Genomic DNA, 18,757 nt, shown 5'->3' with positions numbered 1-18,757 from the left:
CGGAAAAGGCGTCGAACTTCTTCACCATCTTTTTCCAGAACAACATAACAACAATCCTCGATTTGAAACATCGGCGCTATTTTAGTCAGCGCCGACAAATCGTAAAGTCTGTCGCCTCGTTCCGTTCCCGGGGAGGTGTAAACCTTTTTGGTCACCGCGTCGTCAAATACGGTTGCCGCAAATTTGACGGGGTTGACAATGGTTTACGCCATAAACCAGTAATAAAAGAGGCCAACCTTTAAGCCGAGGATCACGATGTAGGCACAGCAGTATTTCATGGTGCCAGACATAATCTGGTTGGCCTGACCGTCCATTTTAGTGGCTGAAACCGCAATGGCGATACTCTGCGGCGAAATCATTTTTCCCCCCGTTGCGCCAGAGGTGTTGGCCGCCGCCAGCCAGTTGGGATCGATATGCAGTTTGCTGGCGGCAATGGTTTGCAGTTTGCCGAACAAAATGTTCGAGTTGGTATCGCTGCCGGTAACAAACGTGCCCAGCGCGCCAATCACCGGGGCGAGGAAGACGTACGAGCTGCCGGTCAGATCGACAATCGACTGGGCCAGCGTGGAGATAATCCCGCTGAGATCCATCACCGTAGCCAGTGCAACGATCGCCATAATCGCCACAATGGAATTTTTAAGCTGGAAAATGGTTTTGATAAACACTTCCAGCATCCCGCGCGCGGACGCCCCCTGAATAAAGCCGCCGAGTATGGTCGCAAAGATGATCAGCATCCCCGGCGTGGTCACCCATTCAACCTTCAGCGCCAGCGTTTTGCCGTCGGCAAGCGTGAAATGCAGCACCGAGGCCAGTTGCGAGGCTGCGCCTTTTATCGTCGGGAACAGCGGCGAACACATCAGGATAAAGACAAAAATGAACAGATAGATAGAACCCACGCGGAACAACACTTTTGCCGAACGCGGCGTGGTTTCGCGGTTATGGCTGACTTCAATGCGCCACTCGGGATCGGTTTTCCCTTTGCGCAGGCGGCTGACCATCGCCACGGCAAACAGGCTGACCAGGCTACCGGCAAAGGCGGGTAATTCAGCACCGAGATGAATAGCGACAAAATACTGCGGAACCAGCGTGGTAATACCGCAAATCAACGTGATCAGAAATACGCCGCGAATGGCTTTCAGGCCACCGCCAATAATGCAGATAATCACAAATGGCAGCAGAATATTAAACAGCGCAAGCTGCAGAATAATGGTTCCGCCCAGGGTATAAACCGGCAGGTTAACCTGTTCCGCCAGAATTGAAACCGGGATCCCGACTGCGCCGAATGCGGTAGGAACGGTATTTGCCACCAGAGAGGCTATTGCCGCCTTCAGCGGGTTGAAACCCAGTGCGATAAGAATACCGATCGGAATGGCGACCGCTGTACCATAACCCGCCGCGGCTTCAAGAAATCCACCGAAACACCATGAAATCAGCAGCACCTGAATACGCTTATCTTCGCTAATGCTGGCGAGAATATCGCGCAGAATATCCAGCGCTTTGGTCGCCTGCATGACGTTATAACTGAAGATAGCGCCGAGGATAACAATTACGATCGGCCATAGTCCCTTCAGTGCACCATAGCCTATCGCGGCTTTCAGATTCTGTGTGGGCATTTCCCAGAATATTGCCGATAGTGCAGCGGTGAATACCAAAGAGATCAGTACGGAATAATGGATGGGCATTTTTAATTTCAGTATTAAAAATACCATCAGCAGCAAAGGAGAGAGTGCCAGAGCAAACATTAAATATTCGTGCATTACAATTCCCGATTTACTTTTTTAGACTTAACTATATTTAGGGGGAAGGAGGCTACCTTAATAATAAAATAAAAAATGCAAACTGAATCGCTTCAGTGAAATAAAGTTACAAAGGTTAATAATTGTATAAATAATGTTATTTTTTTTATTAAATATGAATAACCACTAAATATAATAATACCCATTAGAGTTAATCATTAATAGGTATGAAATGGTCTTTGCAATAAATGAAATAAGCGTTTTGGCATCCAGTAAAAGAACGGAGTATGAATTATGTGGTAGTGGTAATTTCATTAAAAAATGTGAGCGGTGCCGAAAGAAATAAAATGGGGTATTGCATGTGGATATTGATTGAGGGAATATTCTGTTTTGTCGTACAAATAAACTTATGGCCATTTTCACTGGCCCTGATATAAGGAGCGGAGAGCCGCCCTCCATGAAACATACTGATAATAAGACCTTTTTGACAACTCTTACCCAATTGGTTGGCCCTGCTCATATCCTCACCGAACCGTCAAAAACTGCGCGTTACCGTAAGGGTTTTCGCTCGGGTCAGGGTGATGCTCTGGCGGTGGTTATCCCCGGCTCTTTGCTTGAACTCTGGAAAGTCCTTAGCGCCTGCGTTGAGGCCGATAAAATAATCCTGATGCAGGCGTCGAACACTGGCCTGACTGAGGGTTCGACGCCCAATGGTAATGATTACGACCGCGAGATCGTCATTATCAGCACGCTGCGGCTGGACAGTCTGCATGTGCTGGATGAGGGTAAGCAGGTGCTGGCTTATCCGGGCACCACGCTGTATTCGCTGGAAAAGGCGCTGAAGCCGTTTGGCCGTGAGCCGCATTCGGTGATTGGCTCTTCGTGCATCGGCGCGTCGGTTATCGGCGGTATCTGTAATAACTCCGGCGGTTCTCTGGTCCAGCGTGGCCCGGCTTATACCGAGATGTCGCTGTTTGCCCGTATTGATGAACAGGGACGCTTGCAGCTGGTCAATCACCTCGGCATTGAGCTAGGTCAGACGCCAGAGCAAATCCTTGCCCGGCTGGATAACAATGCGATTGAAGCCGTGCTCGTCAACCATGACGGGCGTCACGCGCACGATCACGACTATGTTAGCCGCGTGCGGGACATCAATGCCGACACGCCAGCACGTTACAACGCTGACCCGGATCGCCTGTTTGAATCCTCTGGCTGCGCGGGCAAGTTAGCGGTGTTTGCCGTACGTCTGGATACCTTTGAAGCCGAGAAGAACCAGCAGGTCTTTTATATCGGTACCAATCAGACTGATGTCCTGACTGAGATTCGCCGCCACATCCTGGCGAATTTTACAAACCTGCCGGTTGCTGGGGAGTATATGCACCGCGATATCTATGATATTGCAGAGAAATACAGCAAAGATACCTTCCTGATGATCGACAAACTTGGCACGGACAAAATGCCGTTCTTCTTCAACCTGAAGGGGCGTACCGAGGCCATACTTGAGAAGGTGAAGATCTTTCGCCCGCACTTTACCGACCGCGCGATGCAGGCTTTTAGCCATCTGTTCCCGAGCCATCTCCCGGCGCGGATGAAGACCTGGCGCGATAACTATGAACACCATCTGATGTTGAAAATGTCCGGTGAGGGTGTGGCCGAAGCCCAGGCATGGTTAACGGACTATTTTAAATCGGCCGAGGGCGCGTTCTTTACCTGTACCGCGGAAGAGGGCAGTAAGGCGTTTCTGCATCGTTTTGCCGCCGCGGGTGCTGCCATTCGTTATCAGGCCGTTCATTCTGACGAGGTTGAGGATATTCTCGCGCTGGATATTGCATTACGCCGCAATGATACCGAATGGTATGAGCATTTACCGGCGGAAATTGACAGTCAGTTGGTGCATAAACTCTATTACGGCCATTTTATGTGCCATGTATTCCATCAGGATTATATCGTTAAAAAAGGCGTAGATGCCCACGCGTTAAAAGAACAGATGCTGGAATTACTGCGCCAACGCGGAGCGCAATATCCGGCGGAACACAATGTCGGCCATCTGTATAAAGCGCCGGAAAATTTGGCACGTTTTTATCAGGAAAATGATCCGACCAACACTATGAACCCAGGTATTGGTAAAACCAGCAAACATAAAAACTGGGCATGAAATACGAATGAACATTTGTTTGATATCGCGATATCAAGCGCAATAAACAGAAATGAAGCAATGGAGTAGTTATTGTGAATGTAAATTTCTTTGTCACCTGTATTGGTGACGCACTGAAATCACGGATGGCACGAGACTCCGTATTGCTGCTGGAAAAACTGGGTTGTCGCGTTAATTTCCCCGAGAAGCAAGGGTGTTGCGGTCAGCCAGCCATCAACAGCGGTTACATCAAAGAGGCGATCCCCGGGATGAAAAACCTGATCGCCGCGCTGGAAGACAACGACGATCCGATTATCTCCCCGGCGGGCTCCTGCACCTACGCGGTTAAAAGCTACCCGACGTATCTGGCCGATGAACCGGAATGGGCGCTGCGTGCTGAGAAAGTTTCCGCGCGTATGCAGGATCTCACCTCCTTTATCGTCAACAAACTGGGTGTGGTGGACGTTGGTGCCAGCCTGCAGGGCCGCGCTGTGTATCATCCTTCCTGTAGCCTGACCCGCAAACTGGGAGTGAAGGAAGAGCCGCTTACGCTGCTGAAAAACGTGCGCGGACTGGAGCTGTTGACGTTTGCCGATCAGGATACTTGTTGCGGCTTTGGCGGGACGTTCTCGGTCAAGATGGCCGAGATATCCGGTGAGATGGTGAAAGAGAAAGTATTACATCTGATGGACGCAAAGCCGGAATTTTTGATTGGCGCAGACGTTAGCTGCCTGCTGAACATTGGCGGTCGACTGCAACGGGAAGGCCAGCCGGTCAAAGTGATGCATATTGCTGAAGTGCTGATGAGCCGCTGAGGGGAAAGAGATGTCGATAAAAACCAGCGATGTAGAATTTAAACTGCGTATTCGTCAGCAGATAGAAGATCCGATTATGCGCAAAGCCGTGGCTAATGCGCAGGAGCGTATCGGCGCGAATCGGCAAAAAATGGTCGATGAGTTAGGCCACTGGGAAGACTGGCGCGATCGTGCCAGCCAGATCCGCGATCACGTTCTGAGCAACCTCGACGCTTACCTGTACCAACTCTCCGAGAAAGTGACGGAAAACGGCGGACACGTCTATTTCGCCAAAACCAAAGAAGACGCCACTCGCTACATTTTGCAGGTCGCGCAGAGTAAAAATGCGCAGAAGGTGGTGAAGTCCAAGTCGATGGTGACCGAAGAAATCGGCGTCAACCATGTGTTGCAGGATGCCGGAATCCAGGTGATCGAAACCGATCTCGGGGAATATATCCTGCAGTTGGATCAGGATCCGCCTTCGCACGTCGTGGTTCCGGCGATTCATAAAGATCGCTACCAGATCCGCCGCGTGCTGAACGAACGTCTGGGGTACGACGGCCCGGAAACCCCGGAAGCTATGACCTTGTTCATTCGTCAGAAGATCCGCGAGGATTTCCTCAGTGCCGAAATCGGTATTACTGGCTGTAACTTTGCCGTGGCGGAAACCGGCTCGGTGTGTCTGGTGACCAACGAAGGCAACGCGCGCATGTGCACCACGCTACCGAAAACGCACATTGCGGTGATGGGCATGGAGCGTATCGCGCCGACCTTTGCCGAGGTGGATGTGCTGATTACCATGCTGGCGCGCAGCGCCGTGGGCGCACGTCTGACGGGCTACAACACCTGGCTGACCGGCCCGCGTGAGGCGGACAACGTTGACGGACCGGAAGAGTTCCATCTGGTGATTGTCGATAACGGTCGCTCGCAGGTGCTGGGCTCAGAGTTTCGCGATGTGCTGCGCTGCATCCGCTGCGGAGCCTGTATGAACACCTGTCCGGCGTACCGCCACATCGGCGGGCACGGCTATGGCTCTATCTATCCCGGCCCTATCGGCGCGGTGATTTCTCCGCTGCTCGGCGGCTATAAAGATTTTAAAGACCTGCCGTACGCCTGTTCTTTGTGCACGGCTTGTGACAGCGTCTGCCCGGTGCGTATTCCGTTGTCAAAACTGATCCTGCGTCATCGCCGGGTGATGGCCGAGGAGGGCATTACGCCGAAAGCCGAGCGACGGGCGATCAAGATGTTCGCCTATGCCAATAGCCATCCGGGGCTGTGGAAAGTCGGGATGATGGCGGGCGCGCATGCGGCGAGCTGGTTTATCAATGGCGGCAAAACCCCGCTCAAGGTTGGCGCGATTGGTGACTGGATGGAGGCGCGCGATCTGCCTGATGCTGACGGCGAGAGCTTCCGCAGCTGGTTTAAGAAACATCAGGCGCAGGAGAAAAAGAATGGATAACCGTACCGCGTTTTTAAACACCATCGCCCAGGCGCTGGGTCGCCCGCTGCGCTTCGAACCGCAAGCGGATGCCGCACCGGTTAACAACTATGCCAACGAGCGCCTGACCGAGCTTAGCCCCGAGCAGCGCTGCTCTGCGTTTATCCAGTTTGCCAGCGAAGTGATGCTGGCCCGCTGCGAACTGACCAGCGAGGACCAGGCCGCAGACGCGGCACTGCGCCTGTGCGAAGAATTGGGTCAGCAGCCGGTGGTGCTGAGCGGCGACAGCCGGCTGGTGGAGCTGGGCATCACCGAACGCTTGCAGCAGGAATGCAACGCCGTGGTCTGGGATCCGGCGCGTGGTAGCGAAAATATTACCCAGGCCGAGCAGGCGAAAGTCGGCGTGGTGTATGCCGAATATGGCCTGACCGAGTCCGGCGGCGTGGTGCTGTTTTCCGCACCGGAGCGCGGGCGCTCCCTGAGCCTGTTGCCGGAGTCCTCTATTTTCGTGCTGCGTAAAAGCACCATCCTGCCGCGCGTGGCGCAGCTGGCAGAAAAACTGCATCAGAAAGCACAGGCCGGTGAGCGTATGCCATCGTGCATTAATATCATCAGTGGACCCAGCTCGACGGCGGATATTGAGCTTATCAAGGTGGTTGGGGTGCATGGTCCGGTGAAGGCGGTATATCTGATTATTGAGGATTGTTGAGGCAGGATGGAAAACCGCTCTGGCGCTGTGGGCCAGAGCGGTATCAACGTTATGCAATCATGCTGATGATCAACACGATTATCAGGCCAACCACGGAGTTTACCAGCTCCAGCAGACCCCAGGTTTTCAGCGTATCCTTCACCGACAGATCAAAGTAGCCTTTGAACAGCCAGAACGAAGCATCGTTGATATGGGTCAGCGTGTTGGAGCCAGCCGCTGTTGCCAGCACCAGCAACGCCGGGTCGACGCCCACCAGTTGACCGGTTGCCGGGTCGAGGATTGCTGCGCTAATAATCCCCGCCGCCGTCATGGCTGAGACCACGCCCTGACCCGTTGCCAGACGAATCAGCACGGTTATCAACCACGCCATGATGTACGGAGAAATGTTGCCGTGCGACATCAGCATGCCGATGGTATCGCCGATGCCGGTATCGATAATGGTTTGCTTCAGTACGCCGCCTGCCACTGACTGCCGGAGCAGGGACTGCGCTGACTCTGTAAATCCGCCGCTCTGTACGTTGGGATTGTTAATCCGAGTAACTAAGTAACACGCTATACCTTGACTCCTTATGCTTACATGCTTGCACATCGTTACGGCACAAAATTCAACTGTGGCAAAGCAAGTGCGCTGTTGCGTTCTCTTGAGTCCGAAGAAAATGACGAAACCAGGAGCATGCCCCTGGCTTAGTTATATCGACGTTATTTCTGCTCGGCTTTCAGGTGTGCGGTCTCTTTACCCTGCGCCTCTAACTGATTTACCACCCAGTCAAACACGACCTGTGTGCCGATCGGACCATCCTGCGACAAGCGCGGATCAGGGTCAAAGGCCGTTTCAATCACATAGGGGTTCTGAAGGCGTGTTTTGGCGACGTGAACCATCCTATCTTTATCATTCGGGCGCAGCATATCCACCTTGTTCAGACAGACCAACACAGGCTTGCCCTCCGCCTTTAACTTCTCCAGTGTCTGCACATCATGACCTGACACACCACGGTTGACGTCTACCACCAGCAGGAACAGATCGGTATGCTTGATATTATCATTCACCAAGTCATTGACCTCGGAACGCACGTCGTGAAATCCAGGGAAGTTAATAAGTTTAATAGTACCTGTGTGACCAAGGTCATACACCTTAGTATCGGATGTAGAGCCAGCAATAGGATTGATATTGCCGGTATCAACACCGAATACGCTTTTAAAGAGCGCATCTTTGCCGACGGAACCATCTCCCACTACGCTGATAGTCAGGCGTTTTAATACGTTCTGACGCAGCATCGCGATATGTACGATCGCCGGAACCGTCTTACGAAACGCAGGGCCTGCAATTTCTACCGCCAGCCATGCACCGGAAGCTATCCAACCAATTGGCCCCAGGAATGCACCGACACCGCGTACCAGAGCAGCATTTGCCGCAAAGTTGAGGCCATTACCCATCAGCGAGCGGGCCAGCATGTTGGCCAGAATAACGGACATCCGATACACCGCAAAGCCGCCAAACTGGTTCAGCATCACCTGTGAGGCCATTAATGTACCCGCCAGAATTGCCCCCTGATCTTTCTCGGAAAGGTTCATCGAACGCATTAACGCACTGCGTTCTTCATCACTCATTTTTTTCAGTGCATCGGAAAAGAGATGCTGAATGATGAACTCTTCGTTGAGCTCTACCGACATGTTTTTGTTGACCCCTTTAACCTTAAGCTTTTCGCCAACATCACAGACGATTTCTTCATATTCCACACCTTCGCCACTGCGAAACAGGCTGGCAATATCATTGCTGCCCATTTTGCGCAGGTAATGGGCAATTTTTTCAGCATCGGAACGGGTGCTGCTGCGCTCCATCTGTACCTTCAATTCTTCCTTGGTGGTGCTAAGATAGCCAAGCAGTGGCGTAATATCTTCTTTGTTCTGTGCCAGCGAGCGTTGTAATACATCAACGAGTGAAAGAGTTTTGTTCATTATTTTTTCCTTTTAAACAGGTACTGCGCCATACCGCTGCACCTGCGTTCACTGTATAAAGTTAGGCTAATGCCAAGACAAGATTATCGCTACCCGCTACCGGATAAATGGTAATACGCATCTGCGCTAAAGCTGCGCCTGCCGCACTCCCGAGCAGCGCGCCGGTCAACGCGCCAAGCATGCCGCCGCACATCGCCCCCACCACCGTTCCGGTTGCCGCCCCTGCGGCACAAAAAACAATCACACGCCCGGTTGAAGCATCTTTAAACTGAACCGTAATACGGTGCGCTTTGCAGAAATCACGCAGTTCGCTTTCAACGTTTTGCAGCAAGCTAGCCGGGATTTCGAAGCGTGTCCCTTTGGCTTTCACGGCAATAAAGGCTAACAGTTTACTGATCTGGTCTGGACTCGCAATTTGGATATTCATCGTTTTATCTCTTCGTTTGTGTGTAGTGATATAACTAATGCGAATTGCGTGCCAACTTTCAAATAAAAAATTAATCGTTACTTATCAAATAATTATAAATTTCATGTTATGTTGACTTCATTGTCTAGTGATGAAAACATTATTTAATATTTAACTTAATGATGAAATCGACACTGTGGATATTCGAATTATCAATTTTAGCGAAGAGAAACGTCCCGCCGATTTGGCGCTGTATTGGTATCAGGCCGGCTTGAAATCATCCCGCCAACAGACGGTTTCACTTACCGGTGATATCACAGACATGATTTCGCAGGCCGTAATGGATGAATGGAAGCAGGCGCTGAATCTGCTTGTGAAACAGGAAAATATCAAAGCACTGGAGAAAAGATATCCGAACTTTATGCAGTGGATCGCGTTAATTACCGCTCAAGGACCCGGTGTTGTATTACAAAATGAACATAACCTATTTTCCGACTTAGCGATAACGGATCCCTACGATCAGGTTAATGACCGCCTCTTTGTCAGTCAGGCGCGAACTATCGTGACGCGCAAAACGGTTTTTTTGTTGCCAGACAGCTCGCCATCAAGCTCAGCGCTGTATCGGGAGGATGACCGTAACGAATTTATCCGTTCCCTTTCTGCATTCCTCAGCGCAGGAAATACCTCTATTGCACTGGCAAAATCCGGAAATAAAACCGGCGGAGATGTTTCAATTTTCAACACCGTGCTGGCGTCGCTGTTTGCCAGGACTTCGCAATTACGGTTGGATGAAGACACAGGTATTCACATCAAGCATGGCCCCTTGCTTATCGAGGGAGATACCGGCACTGGAAAAAGCGCGGCGGCTAAACATCTGGCTACGAAGATGGGTAAAGCAATGGTTGAAATTAACCTTGCCGCAGTCAGTGAAACATTGCTGGAAACCCGCATGCGGGGATCAACGAAAGGTGCATTTACCGACGCGATCGACAAAAATGGCTTTTTTGAAGAAGCACATAATGGTGTGCTCTTCCTGGATGAATTGCAAAGCGCAAGTTTGGCCTCACAAACACAGTTACTGGATTTATTGTCCGCTATCAGTAACGACGTCTGGATCAGCAAAGTGGGGGAGGATGCGTCGAAGACAAAATACGATGTCAAAGTGGTACTCGCGGTCAATGAGCCTGTCTCGCGCCTGCTGGCCGAAGGTCGGTTACGCCGCGATTTGTTTCACCGTATCCGAGACGTAGTGAAATTCAAATCACTCAACGAGCTGTTTGCTGAGGACCGTGCTCACGCGTTGTTAACACTCATCCTCACGCTCTACCGATGGAAATCCTTTAACCAGCCCGTTTTTGCCAGCGATGGAAAATCGATGCAGGCGCTGTCGCAGCTTTTTACGGTTTATGAAGAGGGTGTTATAGATAAAATATTGTGCGCTCCTTGGCCAGGAAACTTTCGCCAACTAGAACGCTTTGCGTGGGATCTCTTCTTTGTCCTCGGTGACAGAACCAGAGTGACCAACGAGATTATTGACAGTCTGCTCAAAGAGGAAGCAAATCGTATTCCTGCCTCGTTTATTGAAGCACAGCAAATCAACAACGAGCAAACTGCCCCCACAATATTCAGCGAAGTGGAAAACATTATCAAAAAAAACCATTTCAACTTGAAAGCCTCACTGCCTGAACTCGGTGTGTATCGTCTGCGAACCTACAATGCTCTGAAAGGATTCATTCGCGAAAACAGAGCTCAGTTCAGTAAGGGATTTCTGGCTGACTCCAAAATTACGAAGATCATCACCTCCGAGATTGCAGGACGGAAGGGACCTGAAAACTATAAGCCGATCACTTCTTAAGGGCGGGCTGAAATGGTCTGATGAACTGTGACAAACTTCCGGAAATATCACTAAAGCAACTGGCTAGAGCATTAATGTTACCAGCGGTACGTCAACAAAGAATCTGATGTTTATTTTTTGCGCATATGCTGTCCGCACTCCGGACAGCAGCGAATACCATAATCTTCATGCTGACAGAGCACGCAGAAGTAATCCTTTTTTGAAGGCGCTGTGGCGTATATATCATCACGTTCCATCAGTGCATTCACAGCCTGGTCAAAAGTGGATACCGATTTATCCTGGGTAATGCTCCGGTACTCACAATGCGTTAACCTGCGTTCGTCAGCGTCTTCCAAGTTATGTTCGAAATAACCTCCGCTGTCATGCGTCCAGTGCAGACGCAGGGGATTGTTGCAGGAACGGTAGAACCAGATCCCCCGTGAATGCGGAGCCAAATCCCAGAGGTGAGTGACTACGCCCTCGTGGTCAAGGGCGGTACGAATAGTGCGAAATTGCATGGTGTAAATACTGTCATGGGATCCTGATAGCAGGTGGAAGATAACGCAGGTGTATTCTGCGCAACGTTCGGTACTGTGGTCACCGGTACGACAGGGCAGGCAGTAGCGCTCGCTGAAGCAACCAAGGCGGTGCCCGTCGGCCTTGCGTACCAATGGTAACGACGCAGCATGCGTTTCCGTCGCGCCTCCAGCGGCTCACGGGGCACATACGGGCAGTGGCGTCCGTTCTCCGCCAGATCTTCCCATGTGTGCTAGAACCACGGGTGGTTGGAGGCCCATTCAGGGTGGAATGCCAGCGCACTGCTGCAGAGGTGGCAAGAGTAGCGGTCGTAAGGGGAAATCTGTGCAGTGGTGGCGCCTGTAAGAAGCTGATTGCCATCAAGCGCGATAAAAGATTTGGCGTAAGTCGTCATAATATTGGTCCTTTGGCGTATGACGCGCAGGCGTAAACCGTCCCGGGGAGGGCAGCAGTGCAGGTCATATGACTGGTGGCGTTAGATCAGACGGGCAATGTGATTACGTTCGATAGATTACTGACGGGACTGAGCAATACGTTGCTGTAGCCAGGCCTCCACTTCGCTTTCAAGCCAGCGAGAGCTACGACCAAGTTTGATGGGTTTAGGGAACTCACCCAATGAAATCAGTTTGTAGAACCATTTGTCGGTTAAGCCGGTCAGTTTTGTGATAAACGCCATATCGACAAACTTGTCGTTAAGAAGGCTGGTTGGGATGGTCATCGTTTTTTCTCCGTTGGTGATAAGGGAGAAGAAGCCAGGTATTCGAATGGTGCAGACTTCTTCAAACGATGACGCACTGGCGTAATTTTTTAGCCGATAACGCGACTCCGGGGTCTGCCTGTTACGGACACTACCGGGACTGCGCTGACTCTGTAAATCCGGCGCTCTGTACGCTGCGACTGTTTACCCAGATAGCTCAGGATGTACTGCATACCTTCCCTTCCTCTGCGATCTGAAAAGTTGATTACTCGTTCACCTCGCACCCGGTAATGTCCCTTAGGCTCACACCGGTGCGCGTAGCCTTCTCCGTCCGTAATGTCCTCCCACAGCAACTGGATGGATTTCCAGAAGCACCAGGCCTTCCGGTGGCTCTGACCATTGATATAAAACGCCGCATGAATGTGGTAACGGTGATCTCCCCCATATTCCATTACCCAGGCATATCCCTCCAGACCAGATATCTCTGCGCATTGCTCAGTCAGCCATGTCATCTCAGCCGCCAGTTGATGAATATCACCATACGCGTATGAATCAGAGTTTTTCCTGTATGCGAAATCCACCCGAAGCATGAGTAATTTCGAATGACAGTCAAATAACCGGTCCTGATGGTTAAATAATACTGACTGAAGAGAATAGTCTGGTTTGTGGTTTGAGTTGATTACGTATTCCATGATAAATATCCCATAACAGTTATTGGTCATGAGATTACGGGAGAGATTAATTTTTTATGCAGAATACCGATTCAGGATTTCAGCCATTAAAGTATGTTTCTTGAGTATCATTTTTCACACGTGCTGTAACAGTAATTTCTTATCGTGCAATGGAATGGATGTTCATCACACAGGAAAGTCTGACAATCATTATGATTTACGGCAAAGAATAAACAATGATGTTAGTAATCATTGAACGTACCGGGATGTCTGAAAAGAAATCATCATCCGGTAGACGAAGAAATGTTGTACTTACTGAAGAGTCAGTATTCCTGGATACAAAGGTGTAAGTAAGTGGACAAATAACACTTCTTTATAAAATAACATTAATAACCTTAATGTTTCTTTTCACACAATCAGTAACCTCCAGAGAATACACTCACCACGCAGGTTTAAGTTATTCACGCCATGGTGTTCTAATGATATTAGCCACCATTTCTGTCTTCCCCGACTTGATACCTGTACAGGCATGTGCTCATGAAAGATTTGTATACGCATACTGTTTGACTCCCGGAACGGGTCACCCTGCCACGGTAATATTTACTGCAATAGTATTTTGCCGTTATTTATGCCGGTACGGGTTTTTCTTCCTGATTACGTCCCCGGTGTTTTCAGGCACAGAAAAAATGTAGAGGTAAGAGAGTAATTTTTGGTTACTCCGGAAAAATATTTCATGAGCGGCCGGAAATACATGAAAAAAGCAAGTTCGCGACGGGCTAACGTATTTATTTTCGAGGGGAAAACAGCATTCTTCCCGGAGATAACCATCAGACCACAGAATGCTCTGCAACTGCAGACAGGATAAGATACTCCCTGACCAGGTAAACGCAGTCGGAAAAACAGTCTCCCAGTAAGACGCTGACCGGCAGTAACGGAACACCCTCAGTCGCCTGAAAAGACAGTCAGAATCGTTTTCACCTTAAAATCATGTCATAACAATCCGAAACAACCAAAAAAAACGAATGCAAAAAAAATGAAAGTCTATGACTTATAACCCAATTAATACAATGAATTAACAAACAATCATAAGCTCTGAATAACATTGAAAAGGCTGTGTTTTACTATGTCACATTTGTGATCTCATACTTCTTAATTCAGAGCTTTATACGATACAATTCAGAGGTATAAAAACAGAACTGTTACCTGGAAGAAGAACATGAGAAAAGACGGACTCAATGATTTTTATGAAGTGAACTTTCTGAAACTAAGGGAGATAGATGCCACGTATCCATCGGAACCCATACGTTACGCGGACCTGGCTGACATATACAGTTTCATCAATTTTAATGATGCAGAATGTGAAAAAATACCGCCTGATGAAATTTCCACTAAAAAAAGAAAAACACAGGTAACAGACGGCTACGCATGCAATCTTTTGTCGGACATTCTTAAATATGAGAATTCATTACGCCCTGGCTCATTCCGTTCTCTCGCGGGAACGCATAAATATTTGAAACTTCATTACGAAGCAACCCCGGAATATAAAGAAGAACTGAAGAAAAATCTCATTCATAAAGAAGATGTGTTACTTAAAATCCAGGCTGAATATGACAAAATAAAAAATAAAACATCCGGAAAAATCACAATAATCCCAATCAGCTTTCACCTCAACGAAAAAACGGACGGACTCCTTCAGCACATCACCGAAGATTTAACCATAATTAACATGGCCTTTTCCTCGATGATGAGTAAAATAAAACATCGCACAATGTACAGCCGGATAGCCGGACATGTAAGACTGGGCATGCTGGACGAGAATTTTGAGCCTTTCACCCATGTGTTATTTTTTATTCAGGACGGGGCTGTCAGTCATGACTTTATCAGGGAAATCATTGAGGTCTGGTACTCTTTCATCCCTGAAGACATTGAATGCCTGGTGGGTGTTTCTGGTTTTGACTTTAATTTCTTACTCAACTTCCAGCGTGAAGTCATCAATGAACAAAAAAGTTCTTCCACGCCAGGAGGAATAACTTTTTTCATATCCGATATACTGAACCCGTTCCCTGATGTCACAGCAACCGGATATAATAACCATGAGCCCTGTACATTATTTTCCCGTCTGGTCAGAAGAACAGAAAGGGAAGATAACATCAACAGACCCCACCGACGACGTCTTGCTGACAGGGAGGCAGAAATCAGTGCGACTAAAAAAAAGAGTGGTTATGACAAACTGAAAAACACACCAGCCATTCACAGGGAATATTTTTTAAGAATTGCCAAAAAAGTCAACAAAATTCCTTTTATGCGTACCATAAACTGAATCAACATATCATCCTGGGCACTCAGTCCTGGTCGATATCCTGTTTAATTGATAAATCAGCCATTTTATAATTTATTTCAGTTATATATCACCTCAGTGAATTCCCTCCCGTTTACTTCAGTCAGGCCATCCATCCGTGATGGCCCTTTTATTATGCCGAGGCTTATATGAAACATCCTTCGGGCTATGCCCTGATCCGCCGACATCTGCGGCGCTACCCCCGTATTCTGCGGCAGCATCTTCTCCGGGAGCTCAGCCGCCTCGTCGCGTATGAACCCGTGATTGGCATCATGGGCAAGACCGGCGTCGGTAAATCCTCGCTGTGTAATGCGTTGTTCCGGAGTGAAGTCTGTGCGGTGAATGCCGTGGAAGCCTGCACCCGGCAGCCTCAGCGTGTGCGCCTGCGCTTCGGCAGTCATTACCTGACGCTGGTGGATTTGCCCGGTGTGGGGGAGAGTATCAGCCGCGACGATGAATACCGTGAGCTGTACCGCGAACTCATGCCACAACTCGATATGGTGCTGTGGGTGCTGAAGGCCGATGACAGGGCATTCTCGGTGGAAGAGCATTTTTATCAGGGGGTGTTCGCACAATACAGCGGACCGCTGCCACCAGTGTTGTGGGTCCTCAACCAGGTGGATAAAACCGAACCGGCTGAACAGTGGAACTGGCTGTCGGCACAGCCTTCAGTATCACAGAGTGAGCATATTACGCAGAAGCGCCAGGCCGTCGCCCGTCAGATGGGAACAGCAGAGACGAATATTCTTCCGGTGTCAGTCAGGGGACGGTACCACCTTCCCCGTCTGGTGGAGGCGATGATTACCCGTCTCCCAAAGCAGGCCCGCAGCCCGCTGGTGCCTCACCTGCAAAGCGGGTACCACACCCCCGGCATTATCACTACCGCCCGCAACAGCTTTGGCGATGCCGTGGTGGAAGTGATTGACGCAGTCATCGACCTGGCCCCGTTGCCACAGGCTGCACGTTACGCGCTCCAGACCGTCACACACACCGTGGCCCGAGCGGCCCGGACCGTCTGGTCCTTCTTCTTTGGCTGACTTCCACATCGATTAGCCTGTCTTCCGTTTCGATAAATAATTTTGCCCTGTCACGATCGATTTTGTCGATCGACCCGATCGGTTTTATTCATTATCCCTGGTAAATATCCGGTTATAGAATTCCTCAGGGATACTGTATTCAGCCATTTACTGATTAAAAATCAATGCGATGAATCGCAGGAGCGCATTCGTCCGGAGAAAAGTAATGAAAAGGTTTTTTATGATACTAACCACCAGTCTGTTGTTCACCTCACTTCCTTCCCTGGCCGCCAGTGATACGCCCGTTACAGTGAAGGTCAGCCATGCCGGTCCTGAGTGCTATGGCTGCGTCTATGTCACCGTGACAGCAAAAACCGACACCGTTCTGATAAAGAAAATCGATGTTAACCGGGGAAAATGTCCGATGCTGACACACCGAAAAATAGCCTACAGGGGCCGGAACGTGGACGGCTGGTGGCCCACAGATAAACCGTTCACACCCCGTAAAATGACCTTCGCTGAGAGTGTCTTCTGGAAATTTGGTCACACTTTGGATTTTGGTAAAGCCTGCAATTTTGTTGAGGCCCGGGTGTTCACCGATCAGGGCACATTCACCGTCAGCCAGTGATATCGCCAGTATCACTTATCAGCCCTCTTTCTTAACGCGTCTCAATGTCTTCAGGAGAGACCCGTATCGTCTTAACCATCACCCTCAGGGAATACTATGAAAAAGAAAATACTGCTTTTCACTCTTCTGATATCTGCTCTGACTCCGGCAGTGTCACAGGCCTTCGGTAACCGTGATACCTGGGCCAGCGGCTGGGGTCAGGGCGTGTCTGAGTTTGTAATTCTGGGGAAAGGACAGTCACAGCTTTACCTGACCTGCGAAGACACCGGCTCACAAGCGGCCACCCTGACCTTCACCGACGCAAACGGTCATCAGGTCAGGATGGATAACGGCCAGTCGCTGGACATGAAAATTGACGATGAGGAGCCTGTCAGCGTCAGTGACAGCGAGTCACATGTGGGCTCAGACAACGTGGCATGGGCATGGGATAAACTGCGCACCGGTAAGCGGGTCATTGTGTCCGGGGAGGGCGTAAAGGCAGCCGTGTTTACGCTTAACGGTGCGGGGAAGGTCCTTCCCGCGTTCGGGGACAGCGGCTGTCTGCCGAAATATGCCCTGCCGTAATAAAGACAGGTAACGCCTTTTTTCTGAATTCATTCACGCTCACGACAACAGGAACCTCAGTCCATGACGCATATCCCGGTTCAGGCAGCACACACCCGCCAGCCCTGACCACTGCATCAGTATTTCACACCGCCGACGCCCTGCTCATTTGAGCGGGGCGTTTTCTTTTGTTTCTCATCAGGGATCAGATATGCAGACCACTGATAATGCGTCGCTGCCACCCGGCCCCTTCACCCGCCGACAGGCGGAAGCCATGGCCGCACGCTATCTCAACGTCACCGTCGAAGACGACCAGGGCCCCATTTTCGTCTGGTCATCCGCGACTGCCGTGGCATGCTGATATGGCGGGACTGGAATTTTGCCCCGCAGGCCGGAGAGATGCTGAACCGCTATCTCATCAGCGACGGTATTCCTGTGTCACCACAGCCACTGAGCCACTGAGCGGCGAAGTCCTGCTCATTTTTCAACAGAACACAGTCCCCCACAGGCCATGCACCTTCCGGAGCATGGCCTTTCTGCTTTTATGCCCTTTAACCCGATATCAGAGGTATTAACCATGCGCTTAGCCAGCCGTTTTGGTGCGGCCAGTCTCGTACGCCGCGACCGCCCACTGACCCGTGATGAACTGGCACACTATGTGCCCAGCGTATTCAGTGAAGAAAAGCACGAATCACGCTCAGAACGTTATACGTATATCCCGACCATCACACTGCTTGATAATCTGCAGCGGGAAGGCTTCCAGCCGTTCTTTGCCTGCCAGACCCGCGTTCGCGACCTGAATAAACGCGACCACACAAAGCACATGCTGCGTCTGCGGCGTGAGGGGCAAATCACCGGTAAACAGGTCCCCGAAATCATCCTGCTTAACAGCCACGACGGCTCCAGCTCATACCAGATGCTGCCGGGCCTGTTTCGCTTTGTCTGCCAGAACGGACTTGTCTGTGGCGAAACCTTTGGTGAGGTTCGCGTACCGCACAAGGGGAATGTGGTGGATAAAGTCATTGAAGGGGCTTATGAGGTGCTGGGGATATTTGACCGGGTGGAGGAGAAGCGGGATGCCATGCAGTCACTGCTACTTCCTCCGCCGGCACAGCAGGCGTTTGCCAGAGCCGCCCTGACGTACCGCTTTGGGGAAGAGCACCAGCCGGTGACGGAAGCACAGATTCTGTCTGCGCGACGCTGGCAGGATGAAAGTTCCGACCTGTGGACCACCTACCAGCGTATCCAGGAAAACCTGATTAAAGGCGGTCTGCCGGGCAGAACAACGAAAGGTAAACGGGCCCACACCCGTGCGGTTAA

Annotated in this window: 17 protein-coding genes and 3 pseudogenes; 12 read left to right on the top strand and 8 right to left on the bottom strand. The window is 50.3% G+C overall.

The window, feature by feature from the left end:
- A partial coding sequence (locus OGX91_RS13110) for a hypothetical protein (RefSeq protein WP_286511321.1) occupies positions 1-242 on the top strand: 242 nt, incomplete at its 5' end.
- On the opposite strand, the gene OGX91_RS13105 is transcribed toward OGX91_RS13110, so the two are convergent.
- A complete protein-coding gene (locus tag OGX91_RS13105) occupies positions 204-1,757 on the bottom strand; it encodes an L-lactate permease (protein WP_286626476.1) in 1,554 nt (517 codons plus the stop codon). The genes OGX91_RS13110 and OGX91_RS13105 overlap by 39 nt on opposite strands.
- 388 nt (positions 1,758-2,145) lie before the next feature.
- On the opposite strand from OGX91_RS13105, the gene dld reads away from it, so the two are divergent.
- The 4 genes from dld (at position 2,146) to OGX91_RS13085 (ending at position 6,811) form a co-directional block, all read left to right on the top strand.
- Positions 2,146-3,891 carry a D-lactate dehydrogenase gene (gene dld, locus OGX91_RS13100; RefSeq protein WP_023157191.1) on the top strand — a complete coding sequence of 582 codons (1,746 nt, stop codon included), beginning with the start codon at positions 2,146-2,148 and terminating at the stop codon, positions 3,889-3,891.
- A gap of 74 nt (positions 3,892-3,965) precedes the next feature.
- Positions 3,966-4,685 (top strand): (Fe-S)-binding protein, encoded by a 720-nt coding sequence (locus OGX91_RS13095; RefSeq protein WP_001102105.1) that lies wholly within the window; start codon positions 3,966-3,968, stop codon positions 4,683-4,685.
- Between the two features lie 10 nt (positions 4,686-4,695).
- On the top strand, positions 4,696-6,123 hold the full coding sequence (locus OGX91_RS13090; RefSeq protein WP_003830092.1) for a LutB/LldF family L-lactate oxidation iron-sulfur protein: 1,428 nt from the start codon (positions 4,696-4,698) through the stop codon (positions 6,121-6,123).
- Complete coding sequence (locus OGX91_RS13085; protein WP_000370411.1) at positions 6,116-6,811, top strand: LutC/YkgG family protein; 696 nt, start codon at positions 6,116-6,118, stop codon at positions 6,809-6,811. The genes OGX91_RS13090 and OGX91_RS13085 overlap by 8 nt, the downstream gene beginning before the upstream one ends.
- A 49-nt stretch (positions 6,812-6,860) precedes the next feature.
- Here OGX91_RS13085 and OGX91_RS13080 read toward each other — a convergent pair.
- The 3 genes and pseudogenes from OGX91_RS13080 to OGX91_RS13070 all read right to left on the bottom strand — a co-directional run.
- Positions 6,861-7,274: pseudogene (locus OGX91_RS13080) on the bottom strand (GntT/GntP/DsdX family permease); the annotation flags it as partial.
- 236 nt (positions 7,275-7,510) lie between these two features.
- Positions 7,511-8,767 carry a GTPase gene (locus tag OGX91_RS13075; RefSeq protein ID WP_040229904.1) on the bottom strand — a complete coding sequence of 419 codons (1,257 nt, stop codon included), beginning with the start codon at positions 8,765-8,767 and terminating at the stop codon, positions 7,511-7,513.
- Between the two features lie 61 nt (positions 8,768-8,828).
- Positions 8,829-9,194 (bottom strand): hypothetical protein, encoded by a 366-nt coding sequence (locus OGX91_RS13070; RefSeq protein ID WP_040229907.1) that lies wholly within the window; start codon positions 9,192-9,194, stop codon positions 8,829-8,831.
- A 175-nt stretch (positions 9,195-9,369) separates the two neighbouring features.
- On the opposite strand from OGX91_RS13070, the gene OGX91_RS13065 reads away from it, so the two are divergent.
- Positions 9,370-11,028, top strand: a complete 1,659-nt coding sequence (locus tag OGX91_RS13065; protein WP_137397612.1) for a sigma 54-interacting transcriptional regulator — start codon at positions 9,370-9,372, stop codon at positions 11,026-11,028.
- A gap of 110 nt (positions 11,029-11,138) precedes the next feature.
- Here the strand turns inward: OGX91_RS13065 and OGX91_RS13060 are convergent, their stop codons facing one another.
- From OGX91_RS13060 to OGX91_RS13045, 4 genes and pseudogenes are all read right to left on the bottom strand, one after another.
- Positions 11,139-11,525: a putative zinc ribbon protein gene (locus OGX91_RS13060; RefSeq protein WP_001160600.1), complete on the bottom strand. Its 387-nt coding sequence runs from the start codon at positions 11,523-11,525 to the stop codon at positions 11,139-11,141.
- Positions 11,526-11,588: 63 nt separating this feature from the next.
- A pseudogene (locus OGX91_RS13055) lies at positions 11,589-11,938 on the bottom strand (DUF7828 domain-containing protein); the annotation flags it as partial.
- A 117-nt stretch (positions 11,939-12,055) separates the two neighbouring features.
- A complete protein-coding gene (locus OGX91_RS13050) occupies positions 12,056-12,262 on the bottom strand; it encodes a helix-turn-helix transcriptional regulator (protein ID WP_049855636.1) in 207 nt (68 codons plus the stop codon).
- Between the two features lie 89 nt (positions 12,263-12,351).
- Positions 12,352-12,933: an inovirus-type Gp2 protein gene (locus tag OGX91_RS13045; RefSeq protein ID WP_171278907.1), complete on the bottom strand. Its 582-nt coding sequence runs from the start codon at positions 12,931-12,933 to the stop codon at positions 12,352-12,354.
- 1,195 nt (positions 12,934-14,128) lie between these two features.
- On the opposite strand from OGX91_RS13045, the gene OGX91_RS13040 reads away from it, so the two are divergent.
- From OGX91_RS13040 to OGX91_RS13015, 6 genes and pseudogenes are all read left to right on the top strand, one after another.
- Positions 14,129-15,232 carry a hypothetical protein gene (locus OGX91_RS13040; protein WP_181618544.1) on the top strand — a complete coding sequence of 368 codons (1,104 nt, stop codon included), beginning with the start codon at positions 14,129-14,131 and terminating at the stop codon, positions 15,230-15,232.
- A gap of 167 nt (positions 15,233-15,399) precedes the next feature.
- Positions 15,400-16,287 (top strand): GTPase family protein, encoded by an 888-nt coding sequence (locus OGX91_RS13035; RefSeq protein WP_286625102.1) that lies wholly within the window; start codon positions 15,400-15,402, stop codon positions 16,285-16,287.
- Between the two features lie 205 nt (positions 16,288-16,492).
- Positions 16,493-16,894: a hypothetical protein gene (locus OGX91_RS13030; protein ID WP_047660999.1), complete on the top strand. Its 402-nt coding sequence runs from the start codon at positions 16,493-16,495 to the stop codon at positions 16,892-16,894.
- 96 nt (positions 16,895-16,990) lie between these two features.
- Positions 16,991-17,458: a YfjT/YkfB family phage-associated protein gene (locus OGX91_RS13025; protein ID WP_000727137.1), complete on the top strand. Its 468-nt coding sequence runs from the start codon at positions 16,991-16,993 to the stop codon at positions 17,456-17,458.
- Positions 17,459-17,648: 190 nt separating this feature from the next.
- Positions 17,649-17,899, top strand: a pseudogene (locus OGX91_RS13020) (DUF905 family protein).
- A gap of 115 nt (positions 17,900-18,014) precedes the next feature.
- Positions 18,015-18,757: DUF932 domain-containing protein (locus tag OGX91_RS13015; RefSeq protein WP_286625589.1), on the top strand; the 743-nt coding region annotated here is incomplete at its 3' end.

Source organism: Citrobacter sp. Cpa228, from assembly GCF_030333085.1.
GTDB lineage: Bacteria > Pseudomonadota > Gammaproteobacteria > Enterobacterales > Enterobacteriaceae > Citrobacter > Citrobacter pasteurii.
This window is presented reverse-complemented; position numbering and strand designations above follow the sequence as displayed.

Coding starts and splice junctions, on each gene's coding strand:
- OGX91_RS13035 (WP_286625102.1), top strand. CDS start 15,400: ATGAAACATCCTTCGGGCTATGCCCTGATCCGCCGACATCTGCGGCGC.
- OGX91_RS13050 (WP_049855636.1), bottom strand. CDS start 12,262: ATGACCATCCCAACCAGCCTTCTTAACGACAAGTTTGTCGATATGGCG.
- OGX91_RS13075 (WP_040229904.1), bottom strand. CDS start 8,767: ATGAACAAAACTCTTTCACTCGTTGATGTATTACAACGCTCGCTGGCA.
- OGX91_RS13030 (WP_047660999.1), top strand. CDS start 16,493: ATGAAAAGGTTTTTTATGATACTAACCACCAGTCTGTTGTTCACCTCA.
- OGX91_RS13060 (WP_001160600.1), bottom strand. CDS start 11,525: ATGCAATTTCGCACTATTCGTACCGCCCTTGACCACGAGGGCGTAGTC.
- OGX91_RS13090 (WP_003830092.1), top strand. CDS start 4,696: ATGTCGATAAAAACCAGCGATGTAGAATTTAAACTGCGTATTCGTCAG.
- OGX91_RS13045 (WP_171278907.1), bottom strand. CDS start 12,933: ATGGAATACGTAATCAACTCAAACCACAAACCAGACTATTCTCTTCAG.
- OGX91_RS13105 (WP_286626476.1), bottom strand. CDS start 1,757: ATGCACGAATATTTAATGTTTGCTCTGGCACTCTCTCCTTTGCTGCTG.
- OGX91_RS13040 (WP_181618544.1), top strand. CDS start 14,129: ATGAGAAAAGACGGACTCAATGATTTTTATGAAGTGAACTTTCTGAAA.
- OGX91_RS13025 (WP_000727137.1), top strand. CDS start 16,991: ATGAAAAAGAAAATACTGCTTTTCACTCTTCTGATATCTGCTCTGACT.
- OGX91_RS13070 (WP_040229907.1), bottom strand. CDS start 9,194: ATGAATATCCAAATTGCGAGTCCAGACCAGATCAGTAAACTGTTAGCC.
- dld (WP_023157191.1), top strand. CDS start 2,146: ATGGCCATTTTCACTGGCCCTGATATAAGGAGCGGAGAGCCGCCCTCC.
- OGX91_RS13085 (WP_000370411.1), top strand. CDS start 6,116: ATGGATAACCGTACCGCGTTTTTAAACACCATCGCCCAGGCGCTGGGT.